24 protein-coding genes are annotated in these 25,267 nt (G+C 56.2%); 20 read left to right on the top strand and 4 right to left on the bottom strand.

Features of this window, described 5'->3' with window-relative positions; genetic code table 11:
• Positions 1-40 precede the first annotated feature (40 nt).
• Positions 41-808 carry a hypothetical protein gene (locus GY33_RS0116900; protein ID WP_152555237.1) on the top strand — a complete coding sequence of 256 codons (768 nt, stop codon included), beginning with the start codon at positions 41-43 and terminating at the stop codon, positions 806-808.
• A gap of 130 nt (positions 809-938) precedes the next feature.
• Here the strand turns inward: GY33_RS0116900 and GY33_RS20080 are convergent, their stop codons facing one another.
• The 4 genes from GY33_RS20080 to GY33_RS0116875 form a co-directional block, all read right to left on the bottom strand.
• Positions 939-3,068, bottom strand: a complete 2,130-nt coding sequence (locus GY33_RS20080; protein WP_051822776.1) for a serine/threonine-protein kinase — start codon at positions 3,066-3,068, stop codon at positions 939-941.
• 81 nt (positions 3,069-3,149) lie between these two features.
• Complete coding sequence (locus tag GY33_RS0116890; protein ID WP_051822775.1) at positions 3,150-4,010, bottom strand: Stp1/IreP family PP2C-type Ser/Thr phosphatase; 861 nt, start codon at positions 4,008-4,010, stop codon at positions 3,150-3,152.
• 53 nt (positions 4,011-4,063) lie between these two features.
• Positions 4,064-4,195, bottom strand: coding sequence for a hypothetical protein (locus tag GY33_RS21800; RefSeq protein ID WP_268746654.1), 132 nt, complete (start codon positions 4,193-4,195; stop codon positions 4,064-4,066).
• Positions 4,196-4,536: 341 nt separating this feature from the next.
• Positions 4,537-5,940: a helix-turn-helix domain-containing protein gene (locus GY33_RS0116875; protein WP_152555236.1), complete on the bottom strand. Its 1,404-nt coding sequence runs from the start codon at positions 5,938-5,940 to the stop codon at positions 4,537-4,539.
• A gap of 636 nt (positions 5,941-6,576) precedes the next feature.
• Here GY33_RS0116875 and GY33_RS21140 point away from each other — a divergent pair.
• From GY33_RS21140 to GY33_RS0116780, 19 genes are all read left to right on the top strand, one after another.
• Positions 6,577-6,756 (top strand): hypothetical protein, encoded by a 180-nt coding sequence (locus GY33_RS21140; protein ID WP_152555235.1) that lies wholly within the window; start codon positions 6,577-6,579, stop codon positions 6,754-6,756.
• A gap of 89 nt (positions 6,757-6,845) precedes the next feature.
• Complete coding sequence (locus tag GY33_RS0116870) at positions 6,846-7,538, top strand: hypothetical protein (RefSeq protein ID WP_152555234.1); 693 nt, start codon at positions 6,846-6,848, stop codon at positions 7,536-7,538.
• A gap of 132 nt (positions 7,539-7,670) precedes the next feature.
• Positions 7,671-7,874 (top strand): hypothetical protein, encoded by a 204-nt coding sequence (locus GY33_RS0116865; protein WP_031388453.1) that lies wholly within the window; start codon positions 7,671-7,673, stop codon positions 7,872-7,874.
• A 14-nt stretch (positions 7,875-7,888) separates the two neighbouring features.
• Positions 7,889-8,413 (top strand): A24 family peptidase, encoded by a 525-nt coding sequence (locus GY33_RS20075; protein ID WP_051822774.1) that lies wholly within the window; start codon positions 7,889-7,891, stop codon positions 8,411-8,413.
• A gap of 79 nt (positions 8,414-8,492) precedes the next feature.
• On the top strand, positions 8,493-8,909 hold the full coding sequence (locus GY33_RS0116855) for a hypothetical protein (RefSeq protein WP_152555233.1): 417 nt from the start codon (positions 8,493-8,495) through the stop codon (positions 8,907-8,909).
• Positions 8,899-9,813 carry a TadE/TadG family type IV pilus assembly protein gene (locus GY33_RS0116850; protein ID WP_031388450.1) on the top strand — a complete coding sequence of 305 codons (915 nt, stop codon included), beginning with the start codon at positions 8,899-8,901 and terminating at the stop codon, positions 9,811-9,813. Before GY33_RS0116855 ends, GY33_RS0116850 begins: the two co-directional genes overlap by 11 nt.
• A gap of 37 nt (positions 9,814-9,850) precedes the next feature.
• Positions 9,851-10,303, top strand: coding sequence for a hypothetical protein (locus GY33_RS0116845; RefSeq protein ID WP_031388449.1), 453 nt, complete (start codon positions 9,851-9,853; stop codon positions 10,301-10,303).
• Positions 10,304-10,505: 202 nt separating this feature from the next.
• Positions 10,506-11,357, top strand: a complete 852-nt coding sequence (cpaB, locus tag GY33_RS0116840) for a Flp pilus assembly protein CpaB (protein ID WP_152555232.1) — start codon at positions 10,506-10,508, stop codon at positions 11,355-11,357.
• A 75-nt stretch (positions 11,358-11,432) separates the two neighbouring features.
• The gene (locus tag GY33_RS0116835) at positions 11,433-12,854 is read left to right on the top strand and encodes a pilus assembly protein N-terminal domain-containing protein (protein ID WP_084185294.1); all 1,422 of its coding nucleotides are present in this window, start codon (positions 11,433-11,435) and stop codon (positions 12,852-12,854) included.
• Between the two features lie 33 nt (positions 12,855-12,887).
• Positions 12,888-15,056, top strand: coding sequence for an ATPase, T2SS/T4P/T4SS family (locus GY33_RS20720; RefSeq protein ID WP_084185292.1), 2,169 nt, complete (start codon positions 12,888-12,890; stop codon positions 15,054-15,056).
• Between the two features lie 33 nt (positions 15,057-15,089).
• On the top strand, positions 15,090-15,959 hold the full coding sequence (locus GY33_RS20070) for a type II secretion system F family protein (protein ID WP_051822773.1): 870 nt from the start codon (positions 15,090-15,092) through the stop codon (positions 15,957-15,959).
• A gap of 165 nt (positions 15,960-16,124) precedes the next feature.
• Positions 16,125-16,436, top strand: coding sequence for a septal ring lytic transglycosylase RlpA family protein (locus GY33_RS20715; RefSeq protein WP_161788497.1), 312 nt, complete (start codon positions 16,125-16,127; stop codon positions 16,434-16,436).
• A 313-nt stretch (positions 16,437-16,749) separates the two neighbouring features.
• Positions 16,750-17,637 (top strand): type II secretion system F family protein, encoded by an 888-nt coding sequence (locus tag GY33_RS0116810; protein ID WP_051822771.1) that lies wholly within the window; start codon positions 16,750-16,752, stop codon positions 17,635-17,637.
• A 3-nt stretch (positions 17,638-17,640) separates the two neighbouring features.
• Positions 17,641-18,048: a DUF192 domain-containing protein gene (locus GY33_RS20710; RefSeq protein ID WP_084185288.1), complete on the top strand. Its 408-nt coding sequence runs from the start codon at positions 17,641-17,643 to the stop codon at positions 18,046-18,048.
• A complete protein-coding gene (locus tag GY33_RS0116800; protein ID WP_031388441.1) occupies positions 18,038-19,546 on the top strand; it encodes an FHA domain-containing protein in 1,509 nt (502 codons plus the stop codon). The genes GY33_RS20710 and GY33_RS0116800 overlap by 11 nt, the downstream gene beginning before the upstream one ends.
• On the top strand, positions 19,543-20,568 hold the full coding sequence (locus tag GY33_RS20065; RefSeq protein ID WP_051822770.1) for an FHA domain-containing protein: 1,026 nt from the start codon (positions 19,543-19,545) through the stop codon (positions 20,566-20,568). The genes GY33_RS0116800 and GY33_RS20065 overlap by 4 nt, the downstream gene beginning before the upstream one ends.
• 50 nt (positions 20,569-20,618) lie before the next feature.
• Positions 20,619-22,400, top strand: coding sequence for an FHA domain-containing protein (locus GY33_RS20060; RefSeq protein WP_031388439.1), 1,782 nt, complete (start codon positions 20,619-20,621; stop codon positions 22,398-22,400).
• Positions 22,391-24,031, top strand: a complete 1,641-nt coding sequence (locus tag GY33_RS0116785; RefSeq protein WP_031388438.1) for a tetratricopeptide repeat protein — start codon at positions 22,391-22,393, stop codon at positions 24,029-24,031. The genes GY33_RS20060 and GY33_RS0116785 overlap by 10 nt, the downstream gene beginning before the upstream one ends.
• Positions 24,032-24,073: 42 nt before the next feature.
• Positions 24,074-25,192, top strand: a complete 1,119-nt coding sequence (locus tag GY33_RS0116780) for a CpaF family protein (RefSeq protein ID WP_031388437.1) — start codon at positions 24,074-24,076, stop codon at positions 25,190-25,192.
• The last annotated feature ends 75 nt before the right edge of the window (positions 25,193-25,267 follow it).

The raw sequence follows: 25,267 nt of genomic DNA, 5'->3' as shown, positions 1-25,267 counted from the left end.
TGCGGTCGGCAATGAACAGTCGTTTGGAGGTGCGGGGCCCGTGAAGGTCATGGTCATGGTGGAGGAGAAAATCGCGGGGCTATTCCAGACCACGGCCTTTGAGGACCTGGGGCAGACTGAATCGATTATTGTGGAAAAGCTGGTCAATGCCGGGTTTACCGTCGTGGACCCACGAACCGTGAAGGCTAATATTGCCCGGGACCAAGCTTTACGCATCCTGGAAGGGGACAATTACGCGGCGGCCAGTGCCGGATTGCAGTACGGCGCTCAGGTGGTGATCACGGGTAAGGCATTTTCCAAGCAGGGCGGGGGAGGAATTCAAGGCAGCCGGATGCAGTCCGTGCAGGGCATGGTGCAGTTGCGAGCGTTGCACTCTGATGACGGGCGGATCATTTCGTCCCGAAGCGCTCAGACGGCAGCCGCGCACATCGACGAAGCCCAGGGAGGCGTCCGGGCGGTGCGCGGCGCGGCCGGACAGGCCACGGAGGCCCTTGTTCAGGATATTCTCGCCGCCGTAGCCGGTCAGGGAAACGGCCAAACCGCGAAAACGCTGACCGTGGTGATCACCAACTTGGTGTCTTATCGGCACTTGACCGCGGTCCGGCACTTTTTTGAAACGGAACTGGCCGGAGTGCATGGCCTGGATCAGCGGAGCTACACCATGGGGACCGCAGAGTTGGGGCTTAAGTATGCCGGAAGCTCCACGGACGTCGCTGAAGAGCTGGCTTATCGGCGATTTCCGGGTTTTCGCCTGGAGCCCACGAATGTCACGGCAAACCGTGTTGATTTGCGGGCCGTGCTGGACTGATCCCAACCCGAGCAACCATCGGCCAACCACCGGCTTTCCCCGCCTCCGAATGTCTCATCAGATCAGAATTCAATTTCCAATACCCCTTCAGTATTCTCCATCATTCCAACGGGCCATCAAAGCCCGCCTCTCAGTACTCCACGATCACGTGATCCTGGTCCCTGCTTCCCACTGAAAGACTTAACGCTTTGCCGTCGCCGACCTGAACCTGAATCCCGTCAATGATGCTTGATCCAGCATGGGTCAAGCGAACGACATTCGTGCCGGATTGCAGGCGAATCGGGATGTCCACCGGGTTTCGGCCAATGGTAAAGGTCTTTGCGTCCGAAGCCGGCTGATCATTGAGCAGGAGGCTCACTTCCAGACTCGCGCCGAATTGCCGCCATATCCGGATAACCACATCCGCTTGACCCGATTTAGCCCGAGGAGGAGCATCGCTACGCGTTATCCGCTTGCCAGGGAGCGCCCCTGAAGTCTGCCTTTCATCCAAAGCCGCGAACTGGCCTTGTTGAAACTCCGCCTGCAATCGATCGAAACGCTCTTGGTCAAATTGACGCGGAGCAGTTTGCAGACTGGGATCCGCCAAATGATTGTAGGCAGAAGGGTCCCTGGGGGGAGATGTGTTTTTGGGTTTCGATTGCCTCGGTTGCTCCGTTTGCGACGGTTCCGGGGGAGCCGGAAGGGCGACACTCTCTGCGCTGGTTTTTCCCGTCGTTGTGGCTTCAGGGGGCGCTTGAGTCCGTGTGGTGTGTTCAGCTTCTGGTGGCGTGGTATGCGAGGAAGCCGGAGAAATACTCGGGCTTGTCGACGTGGCTGCACTCTCTGGAGTTGGGCCTGCTTCTGGCGAGGCATGGCGTGCTGGCGTGAGCGATGGTTCTGGTAGGCCGGAAGTCGAAAGTGACGCAACCTCGCCGGAGGTGGCTGTGGGCGGTGCGGGAATGGGAGTTGCCGGAGCAGCCTGTCCCTCCGTCGCGTGTTGCACCCCGTGATCCGTCCGTTCCGGCCAAAGGGCCACCACGCCGATCAGCACAATCAGTAAGGTTGCGGCGGCCAAGGTCAGTCCCGCCGCGCTTCTGGTCGCGGAGCGCATGGAGTTGGCCAGGCGCATGACTTTTCCGCTGAGGGTCATCGAGGCCTTTTGAGGGGAGAATGCGGGATCGGAGCTGTCAGTTAGTATGGTGGCTTCGTCTTCCGTGCCGATGCCCAGAGTGCCGTCGGAATGAATGATCACCGTGGCGTCCGACTCGTCGCCTTCCGGCTTGGCGAGAGCATGGCGGACGGCCAGGAGTTCTTCTTGAATCTGCTCTTTTTCCGAAAGCATTTCCCGGGAAAACAGCTCATGCATTGTCGAGCGAACTGCCAGGTGCGCGGCTTCGGAGGATGCATGCAGGTAGGCGTTGAGCGCCTTGGCCATTTCCAGGGCATTGGAGCAGCGTTGTTCTGGGTCGGAACGCAGGCAATACATACAGATTTCAGCCAAGGCAGGCGGAATATCCGGATTGAACGTCAATGGGTCCGCCACTTCGGGCTTGATGACTTTCTGCAGAATGCCCACTTCGCTGTCCCCGGTGAACAAACGGTGACCGGTCAGCAACTCCCAAAGCACGATGCCCAGGGAGTAAATGTCGCTGCGCTGGTCCACGGGCTCTCCCAGGGCCTGCTCAGGGGACATGTAGGAGAGCTTCCCTTTAAGCATCCCGGTCTGGGTTTGCTGGCGTTCCACCAGGGCCTTGGCAATGCCGAAATCCAGGAGCTTCACCTCTCCGCTGTAGGAGATCAATATGTTTTGCGGGCTGATATCCCGATGCACGATGCGTAGAGGAGCGCCGTGCTCGTCGCACAATTCGTGGGCATACTCCAGGGCTTGGGCCGCTCCGAGACAAATCGAGGCGATGCAGTCCCAGGAGAGCGACTGGTTTCTTTCTCGACAGCGCTTGCTGACCTGGGCCAGGTTTCGACCGAAGACGAACTCCATGGCGATGAAGTAGGTCGGCGTGCCATCCGGCGTATCTTGATTCTTACCCAGGTCGTAGACCTGGGTGATGTTGGCGTGGTTCAGGCGGCTGACCAGCTTGGCCTCGCTGAGAAACATGGCGAGAAAGTCCTCGTTCGAGGTCAGGTGCGTCAGCATGCGCTTGACCACCACCTGTTTCTCAAAGCCGGCCTCTCCCAGCTTCCAGGCTCGAAAAATTTCGGCCATTCCGCCGGTGGCGATTTTCCTGGTCAGATAATAATTATTGTATTTTTGCAAAGTGATCATGAACGCCTCCTCTGGTGTTGAGGATGTCCATCTTGATGGACGAACGGGACCGAAGCGCGGAAAAGGGAGCGAGGTGCTTGCCTATTTGTTGAAAAACCTTCCTAGAAAGCCGGAGAGTGAAGATGTTGCCCCAGTCTGTTTTTTTGTCATGGGCACGTTCTTGCGAAACGTGACTTCATCCGGTTCGGGAAGATATTCACTTTGGTTGACCCGCACCAGGATCACCGAGATGTTGTCCGGTCCACCATTGTCGTTGGCCAGTCGCAGCAGCTGTTGGGCCTTGCCGGAAATATCCAAGGATTGTTGAAGGGTTTCTCGAATGCGTTCTTCGGGAACCGGGCCGTGCAGCCCGTCGGAGCAAAGCAGGAAGGTATCATTGATCTCCAGAGCCGTCACGGCGAATAGATCCTCCTTGACCTCCGCGGCCGCTCCAACCGCCCTGGAAAGCATGTTGCGCATCCCATTGCTTCTTGCCTGTTCATCTGTCAGCTTGCCTTCGCGGACCATCTCCTGCACCACGGAATGGTCCTCGCTGAGCTGGTGTAGCTCGCCTTCCCGAAGTAAATAACACCTACTGTCGCCCACATTGATGATCAATGCTCGATTGTCCGAAAGAACGGCCAGCCCGATCAGGGTCGTTCCCATCCCGCGAAGGTCTTGTTCGGCTTGGGCTTTGTAGTAAATGGTGCTGTTGGCTTTTTTGACGGCATTGCGCAATGCAAGCTCCGGTCCATGTTTCCTCTGGTTTTGGTGAAACTCCTCCGAGACGATGCTTACGGCCAGTTCGCTGGCTGTTTTTCCGCCATTTGCACCTCCCATTCCGTCCGCGACGAGAAAAAGACAGGGGAGCGAGCACCCGCCCTGCGGGAGATAAATGGAATCCTGATTGTCACCGCGCACTTGGCCCTGGTGGGTCATGCCGGTATAGGAGAGGTTGCTCATGAAACGTGTACTCGTTTGAAAAGCGTTCGTGGGAGATGCGTTGAACAACTTACTTAGGGGGATGGTAGCGCGATCTTCCCCGAGAGTTGACTGAAGAGATCGGCCAAAGCCTCAAAGAGCACTCCGCTGGACAAGACCGCGGCCATGGCCACGGCGACGACTCCGATGGCTAAAAGGTATTCCACCGTGGCTTGCCCGGAGTTGAATTTGTTTTCAGGTAAAAAACAGAGTCGGGTGGGAACAAGCGAGCGTGAGGAGAAGGAAGGGGAGGAAGGACAAGACGACGACCGGAGGCAGGAAATTTTTTTGATGCCTCTCGATAAGTGATGACGCCCCATAAATGAACTCCCTCTAACTGGTTAAGGCCAAACTCCGAACTGAAAAGCAAAAGAGGAAAGGCCCGCTTATAACGTAATGGTTTGTGGCACTTTACGCTTTCATGGAGGATTGGGCAAGGCTCAGGCGATGCCTTAAGCGTTGCCGGAATTCGGCTTTCATGGATTCCAGCGGTTATACGGGGAGGTGGTCAAAGGTATTTGCGGAGCAGTTCCGCTTTGTTGCGAACATTGGCTTTGGAATAGATTCTCGTCATATATGTCTTGACGGAGGATTCCGTGATTTCCAATCGTTTAGCTGCTTGCTTGTAATTTGCTCCGGAAAGAACCAATTCCAAAACACAGCGTTCCTGGCGAGACAGGGTGTTCAAAAAAGGGAGCGGCGGGAGGGAGGTGGTGGGAATTGAGGGGATTTCGGCTTCACTCGCCAGAGGGCCGGAAGTGGGAAGAGGAGTTGATTGCGCACTGGAGGAGTCATGAGTTTTCGTTGATGATTCCTCCAGGTCGATTTTATCTTCGAGAAGGCCGTTACGGATTTCATTTGATCGGTGAGCCGTCGGAGCAAGTACGTTGCGTCGTGAGCCCTGAAGGAAGAAGGCCAAAAGCGTTGCGCATACCAGAACATTCCCTACCAATACGAATGCCCATGCTTCATCCTCCAAGGCGTGCGCGAGAAAAATTCCCGCGCTCACCCCCAAAAGCATGATACCGGTACCCAAGGCAAACGATTGAGCCACATTACGCTGTCCCAACATCAGGGCAAGCAGGTAAATATCCGCGAATCCTTTGGACATGTTCATGGCATACATGCTGATGTCCACGGCCAAGCGATCAGGCGACTGCCAGATGCCGAATGCGAAAACGGTCAGAACTATCGCCAATGTGAGCGGCAAGTGAATCCGAGCCAACGTCAAACGATAACCGATCAACAGACCGATGACATAAAAAGCCAGCTCCGATCCAGGAAGCAGGCTGGCATGAATATAAAACGGCAGGAGGAGCCCATGCGTTAGGCCGCTGGTCATGAAGAAGAGAAAGATGATGGGAAGTGCGCGGAAGAGTAAGGTGTCGGTACCTGTAGCTTTTGCAGGCATAGACAATAATTCACGCCGATTATTCAAAAACAGGATGAGCGGAAGGGCGACAAGAATGAATTTCGCGGGCAGAGGTAATTGCAGTATAGGAATCAGAAAGAGCGCCGCTATCCCCATGGATTGGCCCAAGGCAGCGGAAAATATAGGATTCTCCGCTCGAGAGTGGAGAAGGCCCAGGCGAATCAGTAACGCGGCTCCACAAAATCCAGTCACAATAAGTAGAGGTTGGGTCCATTCTCGAAAGTAAGGGAAGAGCAATGTAAGGCTGATGGTTAGGAAAATGCTCAAATCCGCGAATTTCGGAAACCAAGCCTTGTGAACACATCGAGCTAGAAGAAGTAGCGTCAAAGAGTGTGGTAAAAGAAAGTAAAGTACGGAGAATGGGCTGGATTCTTCGACCAACAAACCTAATGGAAAAGTCATTAGCCAAAGAATGAAGCCCGCATGCGCCAGAGGCGGATAGCTTTGTAGCCGAAGCATCCTGAGATGAGAGCTATTCACCGTGGGTTCCGAGGTGGAAGGCAAATTGGTTATCCCTCAAAAAAAAAAACGGACATTCGATATTTTGGAATCAACTGTTAAAACAAAAGACGACAAAAAGTTGACATAAAAATATTGTTTTGACAAGCCATCCTTGACAACAAGATGAGTTGATTTGGCCCTAACGGTCTATTATAGAATGTTTTTCTTATTAATCGTGAAAGTTGGTTCCATTTGTCGATGTTCAATAATTGAACGCGGCGATGGCTTTTTGGACGCTTGGTAATCTCTTGATAGCTAGGATGGTCACGTAGCACTTTGATTTTGCTCAATTGTGCCGAATATAAATATCCAAAGCAAACGTTGAATACTCTAAAGATGACAAAAGATGGCTTGACATAATTCTCCTTTCGAGGATTAAACATCATCGTGATTAACCCGCTGACAGATTGAAGAAAATAATTTTTAATTGACGAAGAGAAACCAAAAAAGGGGGGGCCATGGTCGGCCGTTTATACTTTTCCGTCTTGACCGCGTGTTTCTTGGCTCTCTCTATTGCCGGGCCTGCGTTTTCTTCTTCGACAATTCATTTTGATCCGATAATCTCTTACGGTATTGATCATCTTGTCGTTGCCCAGGCACCCCCTGGAGCCAGAGTTGATCCTGGTGAGCGAGTGGCTCCGGGGCAACGGGTTGCTCCCGGTGAACGAGTTGCTCCAGGAGGACGCGTCCCTCCAGGGCAGAAGGTTGTTCCCGGAGCGATGGTGGAGCCTGGAGCCCCGATTGAGCCTGGGGCCAGACTCGACTCCGGGGAACGGATGGAATCCGACCCCGTGAGGCCAGAGCAGCCATCTGCGCAACCCTCTTGGTTCAGCTCAACCTGGGAGCGCGTTTCCAGTGGGATTCAGCGAATAGGCGAATGGGGCTTGGATACCGTGAAGTGGGGAGCGGGCAAAGTACGTGACGGTGTTTACTGGAGCGGCCGGAAAATTGGAGACGCCCTGCGCTTTGTTTGGGATGAGGGGATAAAACGTTTCTGGGAGTGGACAAAAGAGCAGCTAGGGGATTTTATCTCGTGGTGGACATTGGGGATAATTGCTATGGCTGTTGTTGCTGGAGCTATTCTTTTCGGTCTTCTGGGGGGGGCGAAGTTGCTCGCGGCGCTAGCTATTATCTCGTCAAAATTGGTGGCATTGTTTGCGTCCATAGCTGCGTATTTAAAAAAGACCTACCTGGTCAACAAGTTTATCCAGATCATTGGAGTTCTTAAGAAATTTTCCGTCAAAGGTGTTGCTGAGTTTATTGTAACCAAAATTTTTGGAAAATTATTTGCAAAATTGGGAAAAGAAAAATTAGGAAAAAAAGTAGCTGCCTATATATTTTCCTGGTCGGATAAAATTTCTGTTCAATTGTTAAATTATTTTGGTCTAAAGGGCAAAATTGCAAAATGGATAGTCAAATTTTGGGGGAGCATAAAAGATGGCTACAAATGGATAACTTGGGGCGGTCAAAAGGCTCTTGATGCAGTAAGATTTACAGGTAGGCAAATCAAAGATTTTGCTAGCTGGGTGTGGCATAGAGGCGGAAAGCCGCACAATACTTCTGGAGGTGCTCCGTAAACACTGCTGGATATCAAGAGTCGCTCAAGCCGAATATTCAGAGTGAGTGCCTCTGAATATCTTTTTAGGTTTTTATTTTGTGGTGGCTTATAGGCATATTTTTTTTAAAACCAAATTTATGGAGGTAAGAAGATGAACGTATTGCGTCGACTATGGGCAGAGGAAAGCGGTCAAGGAGCGACAGAGTACATGCTGATTATCGGTGTCATCGTTATCGCAATCATTGCAGCAGCTTACGTTTTTGTCGAGCCTTTCCAGGAAGGCGTCGAAAACCTTGGTAACAGGATCAAGGCAGCCTTAAGTGGTGGCACCAGCGCCCGAGGAACATTGGACTAGCTTGAACGGTCGGTATGTTGGAATTGCTTTTTCCCGGTTTTTTTCTGGGAGTGGTTTTGGCCGTCTGTGTTTTTACCGACGCCTTGCGTGGGAAAGTGTATAACATTGTCACCATCCCGGCCATGGTGTTCGGTATTGCTGGCTCCACGCTTATGTACGGCTTGCATGGTTTTCTCGGAGGGATGGGAGGGCTTCTTCTTGGAGGGGTCCTCCTGTTTGTCCCTTTTGCGGTGGGCGTGCTTGGGGCCGGGGATGTAAAGCTTTCAGCGGCAGTGGGCTCGATCGCCGGGCCCTGGTTTGTTTTGCAAACGATTTTGGTCGCTTTTTTGTTCGCGGCAATCGCCACCATTTTGATTCGACTCTATCAAGGGCGCTTATCGCAGACATTGAAGCGAACGGGGTTGTTCTTTTGGGGATTGGTTTCTCCTCTACACCGGACGGACATGTCGCGGACTAGCGAGGAACAGGGGATCCCGTTCGCCCTGTGTCTCGCCGCGGGAGCCCTGGTCGTTAAATGGTGGAATGGAAATCTTTTTTAAATTGAAGATTATGCCTTCGATTCTTGAACACCCCCAGTTCCAAGCCTTTTTTTCATGTCTTCCACAAAAGTCGGAGGGCGTGAGAGAGGATTTTGGGACATCTCGCGGTCGGCAAAGCGGGCAGGCCGTCGTCGAGTTCGCCCTGATGATCATTGTAATCATGATCGTCACGTTGTCTTACATGTCCATCACCTTTCTTGGAACGCAGGGCTATCTGACAAAATTCGCCTCGTACACCGGCGCTCGGGGTTATCTAGCCTATTCCAACGGATTCGGCGATGGTTGGAGAGATGGTGCGCGGCAAAATTCCGAGTTGATCATCAACAGGGTGGGCCAGGCGGATATTCAGCGTGTCGGCGGAGGCGTCAAGGTTAAAATTTTGGTCCAGGAACTGTTCCCCGTGTTGCGAATTTACGGTCCTGGCGGCGTTATGGAACTGGAAGCGACCACGAAACTCGGCGAAGAAGACCCCATGGATGGAGACAATGTGCTCTGACCCGAAGATACTTGAATCCAGGGCGGGTTTTGACTGCGGCCAGGGCCACCGCTTTCGTCGCGGACAGTCTGGACAGACGACCGTTTTCCTTGCCCTGTCCATGATGGTCCTGATCTGTTTTCTGGCCTTCATGGTGGACGTGGGGCAGCTTGTTCATGACCGGATACTGACCCAGAACGTTGCGGACATGGTCGCCCTGTCCGCGGCCAACGTCCAGGCAGCGGGCATGAACGAACTTGCTGATCTTAACGAGGAGTACAGGCTATTGCAGCGTGACCTTCTCAAGTGGCTTCAAATAATGCCCTATGCCGACGAGGCCCAGGTCAGGAATCTGGTGCGGTATTTCAAAGACTGGATGACTATTGTCCGGGAATTGATGCGCAAGGCCAACAAATTTTTTCCCGAGTATGCAGAAGCTGCCGCGTATAATACCCTGGACTGGTACAATGACCGGTATGGGGATCACTTTGAAATCGTGATGATCAATCACCCGAGGCCGCTCACTGAATTGGTGCATACGCCGCCCGTGCGTCTGTTCAGCATGTACCTGGATGAGCCGAGGGAGCCGCCGCCCACTTCAGCATGGTTTTCCAAAAAGTGGAGGTGCGAGCCTGCTTTTAAGCTCCAAGCCATGGGTGTCCCCTTCCCGTACAATGATATTCTGGACAAACCATACATGAAAAAGGTGGACGGGTCACTTACATACATGGTCGTCCATGTGCGCAGGCAGGCGCGCCCGGTGTTCGTGAATCTGCCGGCTTTTGGGTATGATGTTGAGATACCGACAATCAACGCTTTTGCCGGATTGATTCCCACAGGCGGCACTATTGAGGATGGCAAGCCCGAATATTTTGCCCGGTTTGTTCCCCTGGAAAGGTTGGGGTACGGCCAGTTTCGGCATTGAATGATTGCCCCCTGGGCATGAAATTAGTGAGGCATCCATGAGAATCAGGACGGACTTTTCCGATCTCCCCCAGACGAACTCCGGTCAGGCTGCCGTGGAGACGATTTTCGCCATGGTGGTCCTGGTTTTTTTGATTCTCATGACCGCGCAGCTTTTTTTTCTTGGTGAAAAATCAATCTATCTCATGGCTGCCGTGCATAAAACCGCCAGGGAGCAGGTTCACAACCAGAACGACTCTTTTGACAGAATCGAGGTCGCTGAGGATGGCCGGGTCGAGACGTTGCCGGGCATGCAGTGGGCTTTGGAGTACCTCGGAGCATCCAGGGTCCAGGACGGGTTTGACATCAAGCGGTCATTGTTCGTGTATGGCGGTGCTTATCAAGGATTCGGCGAGAGCGCCTTTGTCAGGGAATACAGAGGGAAGGATCCTTGTCCGCGGGGGAGTAGAGGTAGGAGGGAGGTCAGAATCCTGGAGGTGTTGAGGCAGTGATTGCGGGCTGAATCTCAGCCTGCATCATGGACACCTGATCCAGCGACGCAAACCCGTCACGTTTTCTGCCGGAAAAATCTGTTTGGTGGACAGTTCAAAGTTGGCTTTGGTATGTAAATCTTAACATTTGGCTACTATCATCCTTGGTTTTTGAAGGGCGGTGACAAGCCATTCCGACATTCTCACTCAGGAGCAGATCAAGGTGGCAAAATCAGTTTTTTCCGGAAAAATGGGAATCATCATTCCGGCCGCATTGGCCCTTCTGGCCGTTTTGCTTACGTTTCAGTACATTCACCAAAAAGAACGTGAACTGGGATTCCTTGCCGAACCGCTTCCCGTGCTGGTGGTCAACCGCAACGTCCCCAGACTGACCCGGCTCGACCGGACCATGCTCACTGTGGAGCAGATCCCGAGACGCTACGTGCAGCCTGGAGCCTTGAGCGCCTATGAGGACGCCGTGGACCAAGTGACCATCGTGCCCATGCTGCAAGGGGAGCAGCTGTTGGGTACGAAACTGGTGGCTTACGGCATTGAAACGGGCCTGGCCGTCAAAATCCCCAAGGGCTTGCGCGCCGTGACCATCGGGGTCACGGATGAGAGCGGGGTGGCCGGACTGATCAAGCCCGGAGATTTCGTCGACGTTCTGGGGTCTTTTGAGTTCGGCGGTCGGGACAAGAGCGACATGCAGACCTTCACGCTGTACCAGAGTGTCCTGGTCCTCGCAGTGGAGCAACATCTCGGCGTGGAGACCGATGCGGCCAAGTCCATCGAGCGCTCACTCATCGAGCAACGTCAGATCCGTGAGCAACGGCTGATGCGCAAGGATCGTCCGACCGTCACCCTGGCGCTTTTGCCGGATCAGGCTCAAGGCCTCGTCCTGGCCCAGGAGACCGGATATCTCTATCTGACCCTGCGCTCCATGTTCGAGGAACGGGTGGCCGTGACTTTGGGATCAACGGGGCTTAAGGAACTGCTGGGATTGAAAGACAAGGTTTACGTGACTCCACCCAGATGGCGGGAAATCCGCGGAGAGCGTGAAGGCTTCGGTTTTTGATCATGACGGAGTTGCTCTGCATGCGTCTCAAAGGGATTTCCTTTTTTTCGATAATAACGGGCTTGGAGGTGTAGCATGCTAAAACGATTTTTTTTTATTTGCGTATTGTGTTGCGCGTGGTCGGCGATGGTGGCTGGGACGTCCGCGGCAATGCAAATTAACGTTCTTGAAGGCGACTACACAACATATACTTTGAATTATTCAATATCCAGACTGGCCATTGGAGATCCCTCCGTGGCCGACTATAAGGCCGAGCGAGCCGGAGGAAGGGTCGAACTGTTGATCAACGGCAAGCGCCCGGGCTCGACCAATTTGCTGATTTACGATGCCCAGGGGCAATTGAAGGAAGAATTGACCATCAATGTCCTGGTCAAGGATCTTGAAGCCTTCAAGAAACAGGTTGAGGAAATACTTGGCCCAGTGGACGGCCTGATCATGCGGGTTGTCAGCGGGAAGTTGCTCATCGAGGGAGAGGTGACGACGCCCCGGGAGATGGAGCGAATCCTGATGGTCGTCGGTGAATCTCCGCAAGTCATGAACCTGGCCGTGGTTTCTCCTCGCTCCCTGGAGATCGTGGCTCGGAGTATTCACGAACGACTGGGCGACGACAACATCAAGGTCGTGCCCGTGGGCCAGAACATCGTTCTGGAAGGGGTGGTGTTCAGTGAAGCCGCTTCGAATCGGTACGAGCAGATGGCCAGGTTGTACTATCCGCATGTGATGAATCTTCTGGAACAGCGGGATTCCGCCTTTGCTCCGGGATTCGACGACATGGTCCAGCTTGTGGTTCAGTTCATGGAAGTCAGCGAATCCGCCATCAGGGGGTGGGGTGTCAATTGGTCGCCCATGGGAACGTCATCTATCTCCGGTGCGCAGGACCTGAGTGGTGGCAGCGGCAGCTTTACCGGGGCGTTGACCGGAACCATTTCCAGCCTGTTTCCCAAGTTGAGCGTGGCCAAGGAAACCGGGGAAGCCAGGGTTTTGGAGACGGCCAGCATGAGTGTCCGGTCCGGTGATCCTGTGAATTTTCACTCCGGCGGAGAGTTCGCCATTCCAACGGCGCAAGGGACGGGAGCCGTGACAATGAGCTACAAGAAGTACGGCGTGATGGCCAACATCACGCCCATTGTCCAGGGTGAACGAATCACCATGAGCATGAACATCGAGATCAGCGCTCCGGCGGGGACGTCGCCCGGCGGAGGGATAAACTTCGTGACCTCGAACATTTCCACGGTTCAATGGTGCAATTCGGGGGACAGCATCGTCATCGGAGGGCTTGTCAGCCAGCGGGACGCCAAGCTGTTCGACTCGCTTCCCGAAGGCGCCAGCGGGGCCATTGTCCAACTGTACAAGTCCGAGTCCTTCCGCCGTCAGCAGTCCCAGTTCGTGATGTTCGTCACACCAATGACCCTCTCCGGAGGGGCCGTGGAGGCGAATCGGGAAATCATGGGCATCGTGGAAGAGCGTTTCATGGAATACGAGCCGGACAAGCGGTAGGGCGGGGACGGCTCAAAACTTAGAGGAGCGGGCATGGCCGGGTGGATTTATATGGTGACCAGCGCCAAGGGGGGCGTGGGCAAATCCCTTTTCGCGCACAATTTCGCATTGGCGTTGTTGCGGGAGACCCGTGGGCGCGTGCTGTTGGTGGACATGGACCTGGATTATTGCGGCGACGGCGGCTTGGCCCTGAACATCGAGCATCCCAAGCGGACCATGGCCGACCTGGCGGGCTTGCTGGACTCCCTGCTGCCGAACATGCTCCGCGGTCTTCCGGACTGCCACTCGTCCGGGCTGCATTTCATGCCTGCGTATCGGCGGCCTGAAGAAGCCGCCTTGCTCACCGGGCCGGTGATCGGACGTTGCTTTGACCTTCTGGCCAAGGGATTTGATGCAGTGGTCGCGGATCTGAGCACCGGCTTTCATCCGGCCAATCTGGCCTGCCTGGACTGCGCCACTCGGATTTTCATGCTCTTCACCCCTGACGTCCTTTCCGTGGCCCATACAGGGAAGGGCTTGGAGACTCTCCAGCATCACGCGTTTCCCCAGCAAATGATCTCCCTGGTCCTGAACCGATATGATCCACGTGGAGACTATCCTCCGGAGATGATCCAGGCGCGTCTCGGCCGACCGATTCAGGGCATTTTGCCCAATGAACCTGAAGCATTGGCCAAGAGCCTCACCAATCGTCAGCCGATGCTGCTGGGGCAACCGCGCAACCCGTTCAGCCGAGCCGTGGATGAATTGGCCGGGACTGTTTGGACCAATGAAGTGTCCACGCCTCGCCCTCAGCGTTCCCGAGCGATCCGGGAGTTCGTCATGCCCGTGGTCGCGCCGTCATCCTCGCCGACCGGTATTCCAACGGACCAAGCCATTCGGCCAAGTGCTTCGCACACTTCGCAACAGGCTGATGGGGACAGGCTGGATGCCGTCAAACTGAGGATCCATGAGCGCCTTGTGGAGGAAATGGATCTGAAGCGTCTGGAACTGGAGGCCGTGCATGACGCGAGGTTGGCCGAGCAGTTCCAGACCGACGTGCGCAAAGTCGTCGACCGCCTGATGGACGAGGAGGGGGAACGTATCGCGGACCGCGACGTCCGCACTCGTCTGGTGATGGAAATCCTCAGCGAGGCCTTGGGGCTCGGCCCGTTGGAAAGCCTGTTGGCCGACGAAAGCGTCACCGAGGTCATGTGCAACGGGCACGATCAGATTTTCGTGGAGCGCAAAGGCAAGATCCAGCTATCGGGCCTGCGGTTCATGACGGGCAAGCATCTGCGCGGGACCATCGAGAGGATTGTGGCCCCGCTTGGTCGGCGGATCGATGAGATGTCGCCCATGGTGGACGCCCGGTTGAAGGACGGTTCCCGGGTCAACGCCGTGATTCCGCCCCTGGCCGTGGACGGCCCGCTGTTGACCATCCGGAAGTTTCCCAGCAAGTCCCTGCAAGTGGAGGACCTAGTCAGATTCGGGTCCATCAATCAGGCCATTGCCGATCTGTTCAATTTTTGCGTCCGGGCCAAGCTGAACATCCTGATCTCCGGTGGCACTGGAAGCGGGAAGACCACGCTGCTGAACCTGATGTCCTCGTTCATCCCTCACGACGAGCGCATCGTGACCATCGAAGACTCCGCGGAACTCCAACTCAAGCAGGAGCACGTCTGCCGTCTGGAGTCCCGTCCGCCCAGCCTGGAAGGGACCGGGGAGATCACCATTCGCGACCTGGTCCGCAACTCCTTGCGCATGCGTCCGGATCGAATCGTTGTCGGGGAATGCCGCAGCGCCGAGGCCCTGGACATGCTCCAGGCCATGAACACCGGACATGACGGATCCATGACCACCATCCACGCCAATTCCCCACGAGACGCCTTGAATCGCCTGGAGACGCTGGTCATGTTCGCCGGTTTCGAACTGCCCTCACGGGCGATTCGCGAACAGGTCACCGCGGCCATCAACATCATCGTCCAGCAGAGCCGCTTTCCGGACGGATCTCGAAAAATTACCCACATCACTGAACTGACGGGTATGGAAGGGGACGTGATCACCTTGCAGGATATTTTTGAGTACCGGCAAACCGGTCTGGACGAGCAAGGCCGCGTGGTCGGGCATTTCGTGGCCAGCGGCTTCATTCCCCGATTCATGAACACCCTGGAGGCCAAAGGATTCACCTTCCCCAGGGAGATTTTTCTGGAATCCTATGAGTAGAGTCGGAGCTAACATTATCCGAGGAGACGAGCAGTGACAGCCTTGTTGTTCGGCGTTCTGGCCGGTCTTTTGATGGGCGTCGGAATGTACTGCGCGGCCCAGTACTCTGGGTGGGAATGGTTTTCGCGCCGCTTCCAGGCCGATGCCGACTATGTTCATGCCACGTTCGAAAAAATGTTTTGGAACGTGCCAATTACCAAGTGTCGCCTGATTGTCCTGGCGTTTCCATCATTTGGTTTGGCTTTGGCCACCTGGGCGACCTGGGGAATCCAATGGTACGGTACAATGCTTTTGGCCCTGGCCGTAGCTGCCATCTGTTGGCGTCTGCTGCGCAACGGGGTGGACTATATCTACACACGCTACGTACGTCGTTTCGATGAACAGCTCGTGGACGCCCTGGTCATGGCCTCCAACGCCCTGCGCGTCGGGATGTCCCTGCCGCAGGCCCTGGACATCGTGACCAAGGAAATGCCCCAGCCGGTAAGCCAGGAGTTCGGCCTGGCCCTCAAGGAACATCGCATGGGCAAGACCCTGGACGACGCCCTCAGCGCCATGTCGGACCGGTTGCCTAGCTTGGACCTGGCCATCGTGGTCAACGCAGTGCTGATTCTTCGGGAAACCGGCGGCAATCTATCCGAAACATTCGACACCATCGTGTACACGATTACGGAGCGGGAAAAGGTCAAGGATAAGATTCGCACCCTGACAGCTCAAGGCAAGACCCAAGGAGTGATCCTGATCAGCATGCCGTTCGTGATGGCTTACCTGATGAATCTGGTCAATCCGGAATATATGGAGCCGCTGTTCACCACACTGCTGGGGTGGCTGCTGCTGCTGTTCATGTGTTTGATGCTGCTTGCGGGAGGGCTGTTGATCCGCAAGATAATCACTATTGACGTGTAGATGAGGTGGCACACCAAGGTCGCGATGACCGGCTACGACGGATACAATTGATTACGGGAGGAAGTTATGCATGCGTTGAGTTATCGAATTCTATTCCTGATTGGAGTGCTTTTCCTTGTCGCGTCCTGCGTTACCCCGCCCCCGCCCCCGCAGAGTACGGTGGTGATGCGTGAAGTGCCCCGCGGACAATGGGTAACCGGAGAGGCCGTCTGGTACGGTGAACTGTATCACGGGCGAAGAACCACCAGTGGAGAACAGTTCGACATGCGACTGCTGAGCGGCTCCCATACGACCATTCCCTTTGGCGAGAGGGTCGAGGTGGTCAATCCGGCTAACGGAAATTCGGTCGTGATTGTGATCAACGACCGAAGCCATCTGGATCGTGGCCTGGATCTGGCCATCAGCAAGGCCGCCGCTGAACAGCTCGGTCTCGCGGGGCAGAGGCGTTTCGCGATCAACTACATTTGGCTGGAGTAGAAGGAATGTGGTTTCTCCGCCGAACGTCCAGAGAGAAAACTCCTCCTGGCCAGACTCCCGGCCAGACTTCTGGCCAGACATCCGGTCAGGTCAGTGTGGAGGTTATGCTGCTCATGGCTGTGGTGACCATCGCTCTGGTGCTCGCGTTCTTCCTCGTCGTGCCGGGCATCCGCGACGGTTTCGTGGCCCTGGCCGAAAAAATCATCGCTGAGAATCCCTGACCAAACACTTGAAAATTCTACCTATCAATGCTCAACAAGTTCTGCCTTTGCTCCGGCAGATCGTACCTTGACCCTCACATGAGGATGCATCCGTGTCCACTTTCATCTTAATTACCATCATCGCCCTTGTCGCGGCCGCCGGATTTCTCTTCGTCCGGCAGTTTTTCTCCCGAGAGGGAGAAGCTGAACTGCTGGAGTCCCTGGGCGTGAAAACCGGACAGAGGGAGACGAAATCTCCGTTATTGCGGGTCAGCCGCCCTTTTATTCTCTATCTGACTCAGTTCACCCAGGATATAAAAATTCTGGAATGGCGCAGAAAACGGCAGCGGGAGATCCAGGCGGCGGGCATGCTGGATGAAATTACCGTGGAGGAGCTATTGGCCTACAAATTTTTTCTGGCCATCCTGTTTTTTCTGGCTCTGCTCATCTACTTTTCCGGTGCAGCTTGGTGGGTGTTCATTGTGGTTCCGCTGCTCGGTTTTTTCTATCCGGACCGCTGGCTCGGGGATAGAAAAAAAAAGCGGGCGCACGAGATCGTCCGTGCCCTGCCCGACGTCGTGGACATGCTGGCCCTGTCCGTTGAAGCGGGGCTGGATTTCGTGGCCGCGGTGAACAAGGTGGTTCGCAAGTCCAGACCCGGGCCCCTGGTTCATGAGCTGGGGCTGGTGATCAACGAGATGCGCCTTGGGGCGACACGGAGCGACGCATTCCGGAACATGGCCTTTCGGTGCGATGTCCGGGAGTTGAGTTCTTTTGTTTCCATTCTGGTCCAGGCGGATAAGCTTGGTGTTTCCATCGGCAAGGTGTTGCGGGCGCAGAGCGACAAGATGCGCACGGAACGGTTTCAAAAGGCGGAACGCCTGGGGGCCATCGCCTCCCAAAAGCTCCTGTTTCCCTTGGTTTTGTGCATCATGCCGGCGATCTTCATTGTCTTTTTCGGGCCGTTGATTGTTCGATTCGTTACGGGTACCTTGATGTAGCAAATGGGGTGGTCCGTGTTTTTCTCGCGGCTATCGACGTCGACGTATTCGTGCTTCAACACCGCCAACGGCACCCAGCTCGCCTCACGACTGGAAAAAGCCGATCGGTTGGCGGCCCGGGTCAAAGGGCTGCTGGGACGACGAGGGTTGGAGTCCGGTCACGGCTTGTGGATCGAACCGTGCAAGCAAATCCATACGTTTTTTATGCGCTTTCCCATTGACGTCGTCTTCATCGATAGTCGCCATCACGTCCTTTCCATGCGCTCCGGCTTTCTTCCCTGGCGGCTCAGTCCCTTTCTCTTTTCCGCGCGAAGCGTCCTGGAATTGCCGACAGGCATGCTTGAAGGCCGGGTGCGCGTCGGAGATCGATTGCATTTTTTCCTGAACAAGGTGGAGAAGCATGCGGCTTAGATTCGTTCTGGAAATCCTCAGCGGGCCAAAGCGTGGGGAAACCTTTGAGTTGACGCGCAAGGAAACGATTGTCGGTCGCGGCGGGGATTGCCATCTTTGTCTGGAAGACGACGAAGTTTCTCGCAGGCATTGCTCCATCCTCGTCTCCCGCGGTGAAGTGGTGCTCAAGGATTTGGGCAGCGCCAACGGAACCTTGCTCAACGGGCGTTTGGTGGATCAAGCCAACCTGAACTCCGGTGACGTGGTGCGTGCCGGAAAGTCCGAACTGCGCCTGAGCAGCCAGGAAGCGGACACCTCATCTTCGGACAAAACCCAGATGCACGCCGTGGGCAAGGTCGATGCCGTTACACATCGTCTTCGCGGATTGGGTTGGTCCTCCAAGATCATGCTGATCATGCTCGTTGCGGCCCTGATCAGCCATGCCCTGGTCGCTTGGCCGTTGATTTCCGAACAACGCAAAATGGCCTCCCAGGAAGCCTTGCGCAAGGCAGGAGCCCTGGTTACGGCTTTGGCCGCGCTGAGCCAGGAAGCGTTGCGGATTGGGGATGAAATGCTGCTGGATGTGGAGCGCATCTCCCAACATGAAGGCGTCGTTGAGGCCTATGTTTATGATCGGGCTGGACGAATTCTCGCACCGGTGAGTCGGTTTTTGCAGACTCCGACCGACCCGGCCTCACGCAGTGCCATCCTGGCCGAGGAGAGGACCATGGTCGAAGTCCAGGACGGTGTTTACGACCTTTCGGAACCAATCCGCATCTATGATGTCCAGTCCGGAAGATTCGTGAAGATCGGCACTGCCAGGATCATTTTTTCCCTGCACACCATCACCAGCCTGGAGGAAGGCGTTAAACGCAATGCCCTCATTAGTCTGATCGTTCTGCTGCTGGTCGCCGCGGCGGTAGCTTCGGCTATCGGGTACGTTACCTCGCGGCCTTTGATTACCTTGCGCGACGACCTGGAAACCGCGCTCAAAGGAGACGGAAGCAACGTCCCCGAAAAACTGGGCCTCGGAAGCTTGAACAGACTGGCCGGAAGCATCAACCGGGCCCTGATCAAAATATCCACCCTAGCCAAAGAACCGTCCACTTCGACTCCACGGTCCTCCTCGGGGCGGATGCGTCCTATCGTCGCTTCGTCCCCGTTAGGTCCGCTGGTCGACCATTTGCCGAACATCGTTGCTGATGCGGTCATGGCCGCGGATGCGGACAATATTGTGTTGATGGTCAATTCCGGGTTTTGCGAGTTGATGGGCGTCGCCCCGGATGTCCGGGGCAAGCATTTTTTTGAGGCGTTCCCGGATCAGGCCGTTCTTTCCGGAGTGATGAAGCTGATTCATCAAGCAGTGGGCGCTCCGGAAAAAATGGCCTCGGCCACCATTACGCTATCCAGCGGTGACCCATTGCAGGGGAGCGTGGCGGTCGAGATGGTTCAGGGAAAGGAGGAATTCGAAAGAGTGCTGATTGTCTTGAGCCGATCGATCAAGGAGAGCAAAGCATGAGTTCTGTTGCCGAGGATCGAACCATTGTCGCGGCTGTGGGGCGCCCGTTTCTCCAGATCGTGTTTTCCGACGGCAGGAGCTCCATTGAAGTACTGGGTTTGGACGATGTCCGCATCGGCCGTTCCAGGGACTGCGGCTTCGTTCTGGACGAGGTGGGCGTTTCACGCTCTCATGCCCGCATCCGTCTTCTGGATGGACAATGGATCATTGAAGATACTGGGTCGGCCAACGGCGTGTACGTGAACGACTCCAAAACAGCCCGGTCCGTATTGCACCATGAAGACCGGCTCACCCTGGGCAGCGTCACCCTGACCTTTCATTTGGCTGAAGCGCCTCCTGCGGAAAGCGACGACAAGACGGTATTGAAGAGAAATATCCATGTGAATCGAAGTCGGGCAACGAAAGGAGGCTCGGCCGGTTCAGCGCAAGGACGTGGCGCATCAAGGCTTCGGGCAATCCTCATCGCGGCGGGAATCGCCCTGACCTTGATAGTGCTGATTTCATTCTGGGCCGGTAACAAGTCTGAGCCCGAGCCGTCCGCGCGACCTGATCCGGGATCGGCCTTGCCTACGCCGTTTCCCGACGAACAACCCCTGGACGTCCCGGCTTTTTCCGATGCTCCTCCGCAACTGGACGCACCCGCGCCACTAGCTTTGCCTTCCGACTCCCGGACTGAAGTCTCTGATGAAAACAGAGCCCTCGCCGCTCGCTACGCCGAAGCCGGACAGATCTACTATGATTCGGGACGGCTTCCAGACGCTGTTAAGCAGTGGTCTCACGCGCTGGCTTTGGACCCGGTCAACGAGGTGACCAGGATCAAGCTTGAAACCACCCAGGAGGAACTTCTCGCTCGCGCGGATGAAGCGTATCGGTTGGGCCTGAGGAATTATCAGTTTTTGAACTACGATGAAGCTATTCGCAACTGGAACTTTGTTTTACATCTGATTCCCGACCCGGAACATCCGTTGCATCAGAACGCCATGCGCAACATGGAGCAGGCTAGGCTGCAAATGCAGCGATAGGAGTTGGGCATGAAAGAACTTTTCCGGCGCATATTTCAAGGAGCGCAACAGTGCTGCAACTGACCATCACCAAGGACGATACGCATGTCGAGACCAAGGTGCTCACGCCCGGAGTGTATTCGCTCGGGCGTCTCGACGGCAACGAAGTGATTCTGGACGACCGCCAGGTATCCAGAAACCACGCCAAGATGATCGTCTCGGATCAGAGCGTGAAGCTTGAGGACCTCGGCTCGGCCAACAAGATTTTCGTGGACGACGTTCAAGTGGACCAGGTCGAGCTTCGTCCGGGCCAGTCCGCCCAGATCAGACCGTTCACTCTGACTCTCTCCGCCCTGCCGGGAGATGACGACAGGACCATGGTCATGGGGGCCGACACGGCCCGGCCGCCGGATGACGCCACGATGATCATGGCCGCGCCGAGCACGGCTCCGAAAATGAAACTGGCGGTGACCAGAGGGCAGGACGTCGGCCTGGAGTTTTCCCTTGTCCCCGGAATCCTGGTTGTCGGTCGAGCGGACGATTGCGGGGCGCAATTGACCGATCCCATGGTGTCTCGCCGACATGCGGAGTTTGAAGTCGGCGCGGCAGAGGTCTCGGTTCGAGATCTGGGCAGCACAGTGGGGACGTTTGTCAACGAGGTCCGGGTTCAGGAGCACCGGCTACATCCCGGTGACATCGTTACCCTGGGCGGGACGGTTCTCGAATTGCAATCAGACGCAGTCCCGGTTTCCGTCAAAAACATTCCCCCATTGAGCCAAAAGATCGGGGCACGACCGATCGTCAAGGCAAAGCGCAGAGGGCGGGGCAAGGCCATTGCCTTAGGCGTGATAGCTATAATCCTGCTGATTGGCGTGGGATGGTTTTTTTTGGACGACTCTTCGGAAGCGCCCCAGCGGATTGCCGTGGAGGCGGAACAGGAAGCCAGAACCACGGAAATGGATCAAGTGCAACGTCTGGCGGCCATGAATCTGGTCAGGGGCAAGCAAGCCCTCGAGTCCGAGATGCTCCAAGAAGCCGTTGATTTTCTGCAGCGGGTGGTTATTGCCGTTCCAGATCATGAGGAAGGCATGTCGTTGCTTTCTCAGGCACGGGAACGCCTTGACGCCCATTTGGCGGAACAGCAGCGTAAGGCCCAGGAACAAATGGCTCTGGAGCAAAAGATTGAAGCTTTGCTGGTGGAGGCGCGCCGGGCTTTGGGGGCCAACGACCATGCCCGGGCCATCCGGGAGGCCCGACAACTGCTGGAACTTGATGGTGATCACGAAGAATCAAAGGATATTCTGGGCAAAGCCGAAGCAGCCCAGAGAGATGAACAGCGCCGCAGACAACAGGCCCAGGCTGCGGCCCAGAAGCTGGAGTCCGACGCCAAAAGCGCCTTTGAACGCGGCCAGGCCCTGCGGCAGCAAGGGAAGTTGGTGGATGCGGTCCGGGCGTGGGAGCAATTGCCGTCCATCGACTCCGGTCGACGGACCCGCTATCCAGCCGAGGCGGAGGTTTTGATCCGTCAGGTCAAGGAAGAATTGCGGGGACGATCCACTCCCATGGTTGAGGCTGCCTCGCGCCAAGTAGCCAGCGCCCCTCGCCAAGCCTATGATGCGCTGCAAGCGGCATTGCGGGTCGACCCGTGGAACACGAACGCCTCGGAGCTTGTCAGCGACGTCCAGCGGACGCTGGTCGGCGAGGCACGCAAAAAGTTCGACGAAGGGCTGGTTCTGGAGAGCCTGGGGGACCTGCGACAAGCTTGTGAACGGTGGCGGGAGGCCCTGGATTGGGTGCCAGCCTCGGACGAGCTGCACCAACGCATCAAGACCAAGGAGGCGCAATGTCGCTGAACGCTTTACGACGTCCGATCCTCTGGTTTGGGCTGGTGGCTCTCGTGATTCTGCTCACCGCCTGCGAGACGACCCGGGAACCGAAGCTTCCGATTCCCGAGCCCAGTCCGATAGCAACGCCAGAGTTGGTGACAGTCCCGGAACGGCTCGTTTTCAGCTCGGATGATCCGCCCTTGTCGTTCACCTATCCGGCCGTCTTTTCTCTGAAGGAACTTCTGGAAGAGTCTGGACGGAGATACGTATTGGACTCGGGCCGGAGCGCGAGGGTAGAGTTCGAGGTCCGACCGTTGATGCAGGCCATTGACATTCAGGCCCTTGGCAGAGCCCTGGTTTCCGTGGATCAGGGCCAGATGGCCGACAGCCGCGGCGCTGAGGTATTTTCCGTGTTCCAGGAGACCTCCCTGGCCGGGGAGCAGGGGCTGAGCTATACGTTCACGCTGAGGGAACAAAGCGGAAAACGCATCCTCATCCCCGTTAAGAAATGGATGTATACGGTGACCATTCTTCCCGGAGGGGCCGAGGAGGCCGGCTTTCTGGACGAGGTTTTGCGAACCGTCAGGTTCCAGGCCGCGGCTACGGAGCCTCCCTCCACACCCGGCCCGACTTCGGTTCTCGCTCCCCCCGCGAGTGTTTCTGAATCTGACATTCCGGCCATGCTCTGGTCGTTTTGTCCATATCGCTCTGAACTGGCTGGAAACGCCATCGCCCAAGGGTTGTTGCGCGAACCCTCCGAACCGCGATGGTTGGCGTTGAACGCGGAACAACAAAGCCTACGCATCATCACGTTCAACCAACAACGTCGCGCGGCTCGCGAGAAGGATGTTGAGCGACTTGCTCGGGAGGCCGAGCAGGCGGCCCGCGTCCTGGAAGGTTCTGCCCAAGCCAGCAGGGCCTTGGGGCTGGCCCTGCTGGTGAACGAGAAAATGTCCGACTCTCGCGCGGCCTTGTCGACCGCGGCGCAAATGAGCGCGGAACAGACGTACGGCCTGTTGGCCCTGGCTCTCTGGCATGGCCCCGTGGCCAGCGAGGTTGAGCCGCTGCTTAGCCGGGTCGAGGCATTGAACCCGGACATTCCGGCAATCTGGTTGATCCGGGCTTGGTTGGCCCATGTTCGCGGCGACGGCGCGGGAGCGGAAACCGCCTTGCGGCGAGCCTTAAGTATTGACCCTCGAAATACGGCGGCCTTGATCGGTCTTGGGCGACTGGAAATGGACGATCCCAGGACGCGGGTTCTGGCCGCGGAGCGCTTTCAACAGGTGTTGGGCATCAATGCCCATGACGACGTGGCTCTCTACAATCTTGCGGTAATCCGGTTGCAGGAGGCCGATCATGACCAAGCCCTGGTCCTGGTGCGTCGGCTGGTAGAGCAATATCCGCGAGATGCACCGGCCTGGAATCTGAAAGGCCAGGTTTTTCGGGCCAAAGGCCAGCACCAGGAGGCGGCCCGGGCCTTTCGAACGGCCATTGAAGCCGATCAACAATTGGCCAGCGCCCATTTTCACCTCGGCGTACTCTGCGCCGAGCAACTCGCGGACACGGCCTGCGCCAAGGCGGCCTTCACGGAGTATCTGCGACTTCAGCCGGAAGGGGCTCGTGCCCGGCAGGTCCGGGAATGGATGAACCGCAACTGATCCATGAATGATGTCGCAAATGTCAGCCCGGAGCCATGAAACATGACCCAAAACGTTTTTTCCCAAACCGTGCTGCAGTTCATGGGTCCGGTGAAGGATTTTTTGCTGGATGACGACATCACGGAGGTGATGATCAACGGCCCCGAGGAAATCTACATTGAGCAGCGGGGCAAGCTGATCAGGACGGATCGGCGCTTTACCAGCCCGGAAAGCTTGATGGCGGCTATCCGCAACGTCGGCCAGTTCGTGGGGCGAAGCATTGATCCCTCCCGCCCATACATGGACGCCCGTCTTCCTGACGGTTCCCGGGTCCACGCCATGATCCCCCCCATCGCCCGCCGGGGGCCATACATGGCCATTCGACGTTTCTCCAAGCACATGCTGGGCATAGAAGATCTGGTCCAGCGCGGCAGCCTGACTGAAGAAACCGCGCTTTTTCTGAATGCCTGCGTCCAAGCTCGCAAGAATATCGTGGTCTCCGGGGGCACGGGCAGCGGGAAGACCACCCTTTTGAACATTGTATCCGCCTTTATTCCCGAGAACGAACGTATCCTCGTACTAGAGGATTCCAGCGAGCTGCAATTGCAACAGGAACACGTCCTGCCCATGGAAACCCAAAAGGCCGACAAGCAGGGACGGGCCGAGGTGACCATCCGCGATTTGGTGGTCTGCTCCCTGCGCATGCGACCGGACCGGATCATCGTCGGCGAGTGCCGGGGCGGCGAGGCCCTGGACATGCTCCAGGCAATGAACACCGGCCACTCCGGGAGCATGACCACCGTGCACGCCAACTCCAGCCGGGACGCCTTGAGTCGGCTGGAAACTCTGGCCTTGATGTCCGGCGTGAGCATGACCCTGGCTGCGATTCGCGGCCAGGTGGCCTCGGCCATTGAACTCATCGTCCAGATCGCGAGGTTTCCCGACGGATCGCGACGACTGACCGAACTCACTGAAGTTCTCTCCCTGGACAATGACGGGCGTTATCTAACCAATCCACTCTTTTTGTTCGATCTGCGGGGCAAAGATCCGGAAACCGGGCAAGTGGACGGTTCCTTGCGAACCACCGGCAACACGCCGACCTTTTTGAAGGAACTGGAGCTGTGCGACGTGGAGCTTCCCCCGGACTTGTTCACGAATCCTTCCAAGCTTGGCATGACGTAATAAAGCCGTTGACGATTGGAAAGCGATATAGGCCTTGCAGGCTTCGTCCTTCCTGGAAAAAGGCCGGTCGGGACG

It is taken from the genome of Desulfonatronum thiodismutans, from assembly GCF_000717475.1.
Taxonomy (GTDB): Bacteria; Desulfobacterota; Desulfovibrionia; order Desulfovibrionales; family Desulfonatronaceae; genus Desulfonatronum; species Desulfonatronum thiodismutans.
The sequence above is the reverse complement of the archived record's forward strand: the minus strand, read 5'-3'. Positions and strand labels throughout refer to the sequence as shown.

Bases quoted from the DNA above. Each gene is read 5' to 3' on its own strand.
- GY33_RS0116865 (WP_031388453.1), top strand. From the start codon at position 7,671: ATGAACGTATTGCGTCGACTATGGGCAGAGGAAAGCGGTCAAGGAGCG.
- GY33_RS20710 (WP_084185288.1), top strand. From the start codon at position 17,641: ATGGGGTGGTCCGTGTTTTTCTCGCGGCTATCGACGTCGACGTATTCG.
- GY33_RS0116890 (WP_051822775.1), bottom strand. From the start codon at position 4,010: ATGAGCAACCTCTCCTATACCGGCATGACCCACCAGGGCCAAGTGCGC.
- GY33_RS0116780 (WP_031388437.1), top strand. From the start codon at position 24,074: ATGACCCAAAACGTTTTTTCCCAAACCGTGCTGCAGTTCATGGGTCCG.
- GY33_RS20075 (WP_051822774.1), top strand. From the start codon at position 7,889: ATGTTGGAATTGCTTTTTCCCGGTTTTTTTCTGGGAGTGGTTTTGGCC.
- GY33_RS0116850 (WP_031388450.1), top strand. From the start codon at position 8,899: ATGTGCTCTGACCCGAAGATACTTGAATCCAGGGCGGGTTTTGACTGC.
- GY33_RS0116845 (WP_031388449.1), top strand. From the start codon at position 9,851: ATGAGAATCAGGACGGACTTTTCCGATCTCCCCCAGACGAACTCCGGT.
- GY33_RS0116800 (WP_031388441.1), top strand. From the start codon at position 18,038: ATGCGGCTTAGATTCGTTCTGGAAATCCTCAGCGGGCCAAAGCGTGGG.
- GY33_RS20715 (WP_161788497.1), top strand. From the start codon at position 16,125: ATGCGTGAAGTGCCCCGCGGACAATGGGTAACCGGAGAGGCCGTCTGG.
- GY33_RS20720 (WP_084185292.1), top strand. From the start codon at position 12,888: ATGGCCGGGTGGATTTATATGGTGACCAGCGCCAAGGGGGGCGTGGGC.
- GY33_RS20080 (WP_051822776.1), bottom strand. From the start codon at position 3,068: ATGATCACTTTGCAAAAATACAATAATTATTATCTGACCAGGAAAATC.
- GY33_RS0116785 (WP_031388438.1), top strand. From the start codon at position 22,391: ATGTCGCTGAACGCTTTACGACGTCCGATCCTCTGGTTTGGGCTGGTG.
- GY33_RS20065 (WP_051822770.1), top strand. From the start codon at position 19,543: ATGAGTTCTGTTGCCGAGGATCGAACCATTGTCGCGGCTGTGGGGCGC.
- GY33_RS0116835 (WP_084185294.1), top strand. From the start codon at position 11,433: ATGCTAAAACGATTTTTTTTTATTTGCGTATTGTGTTGCGCGTGGTCG.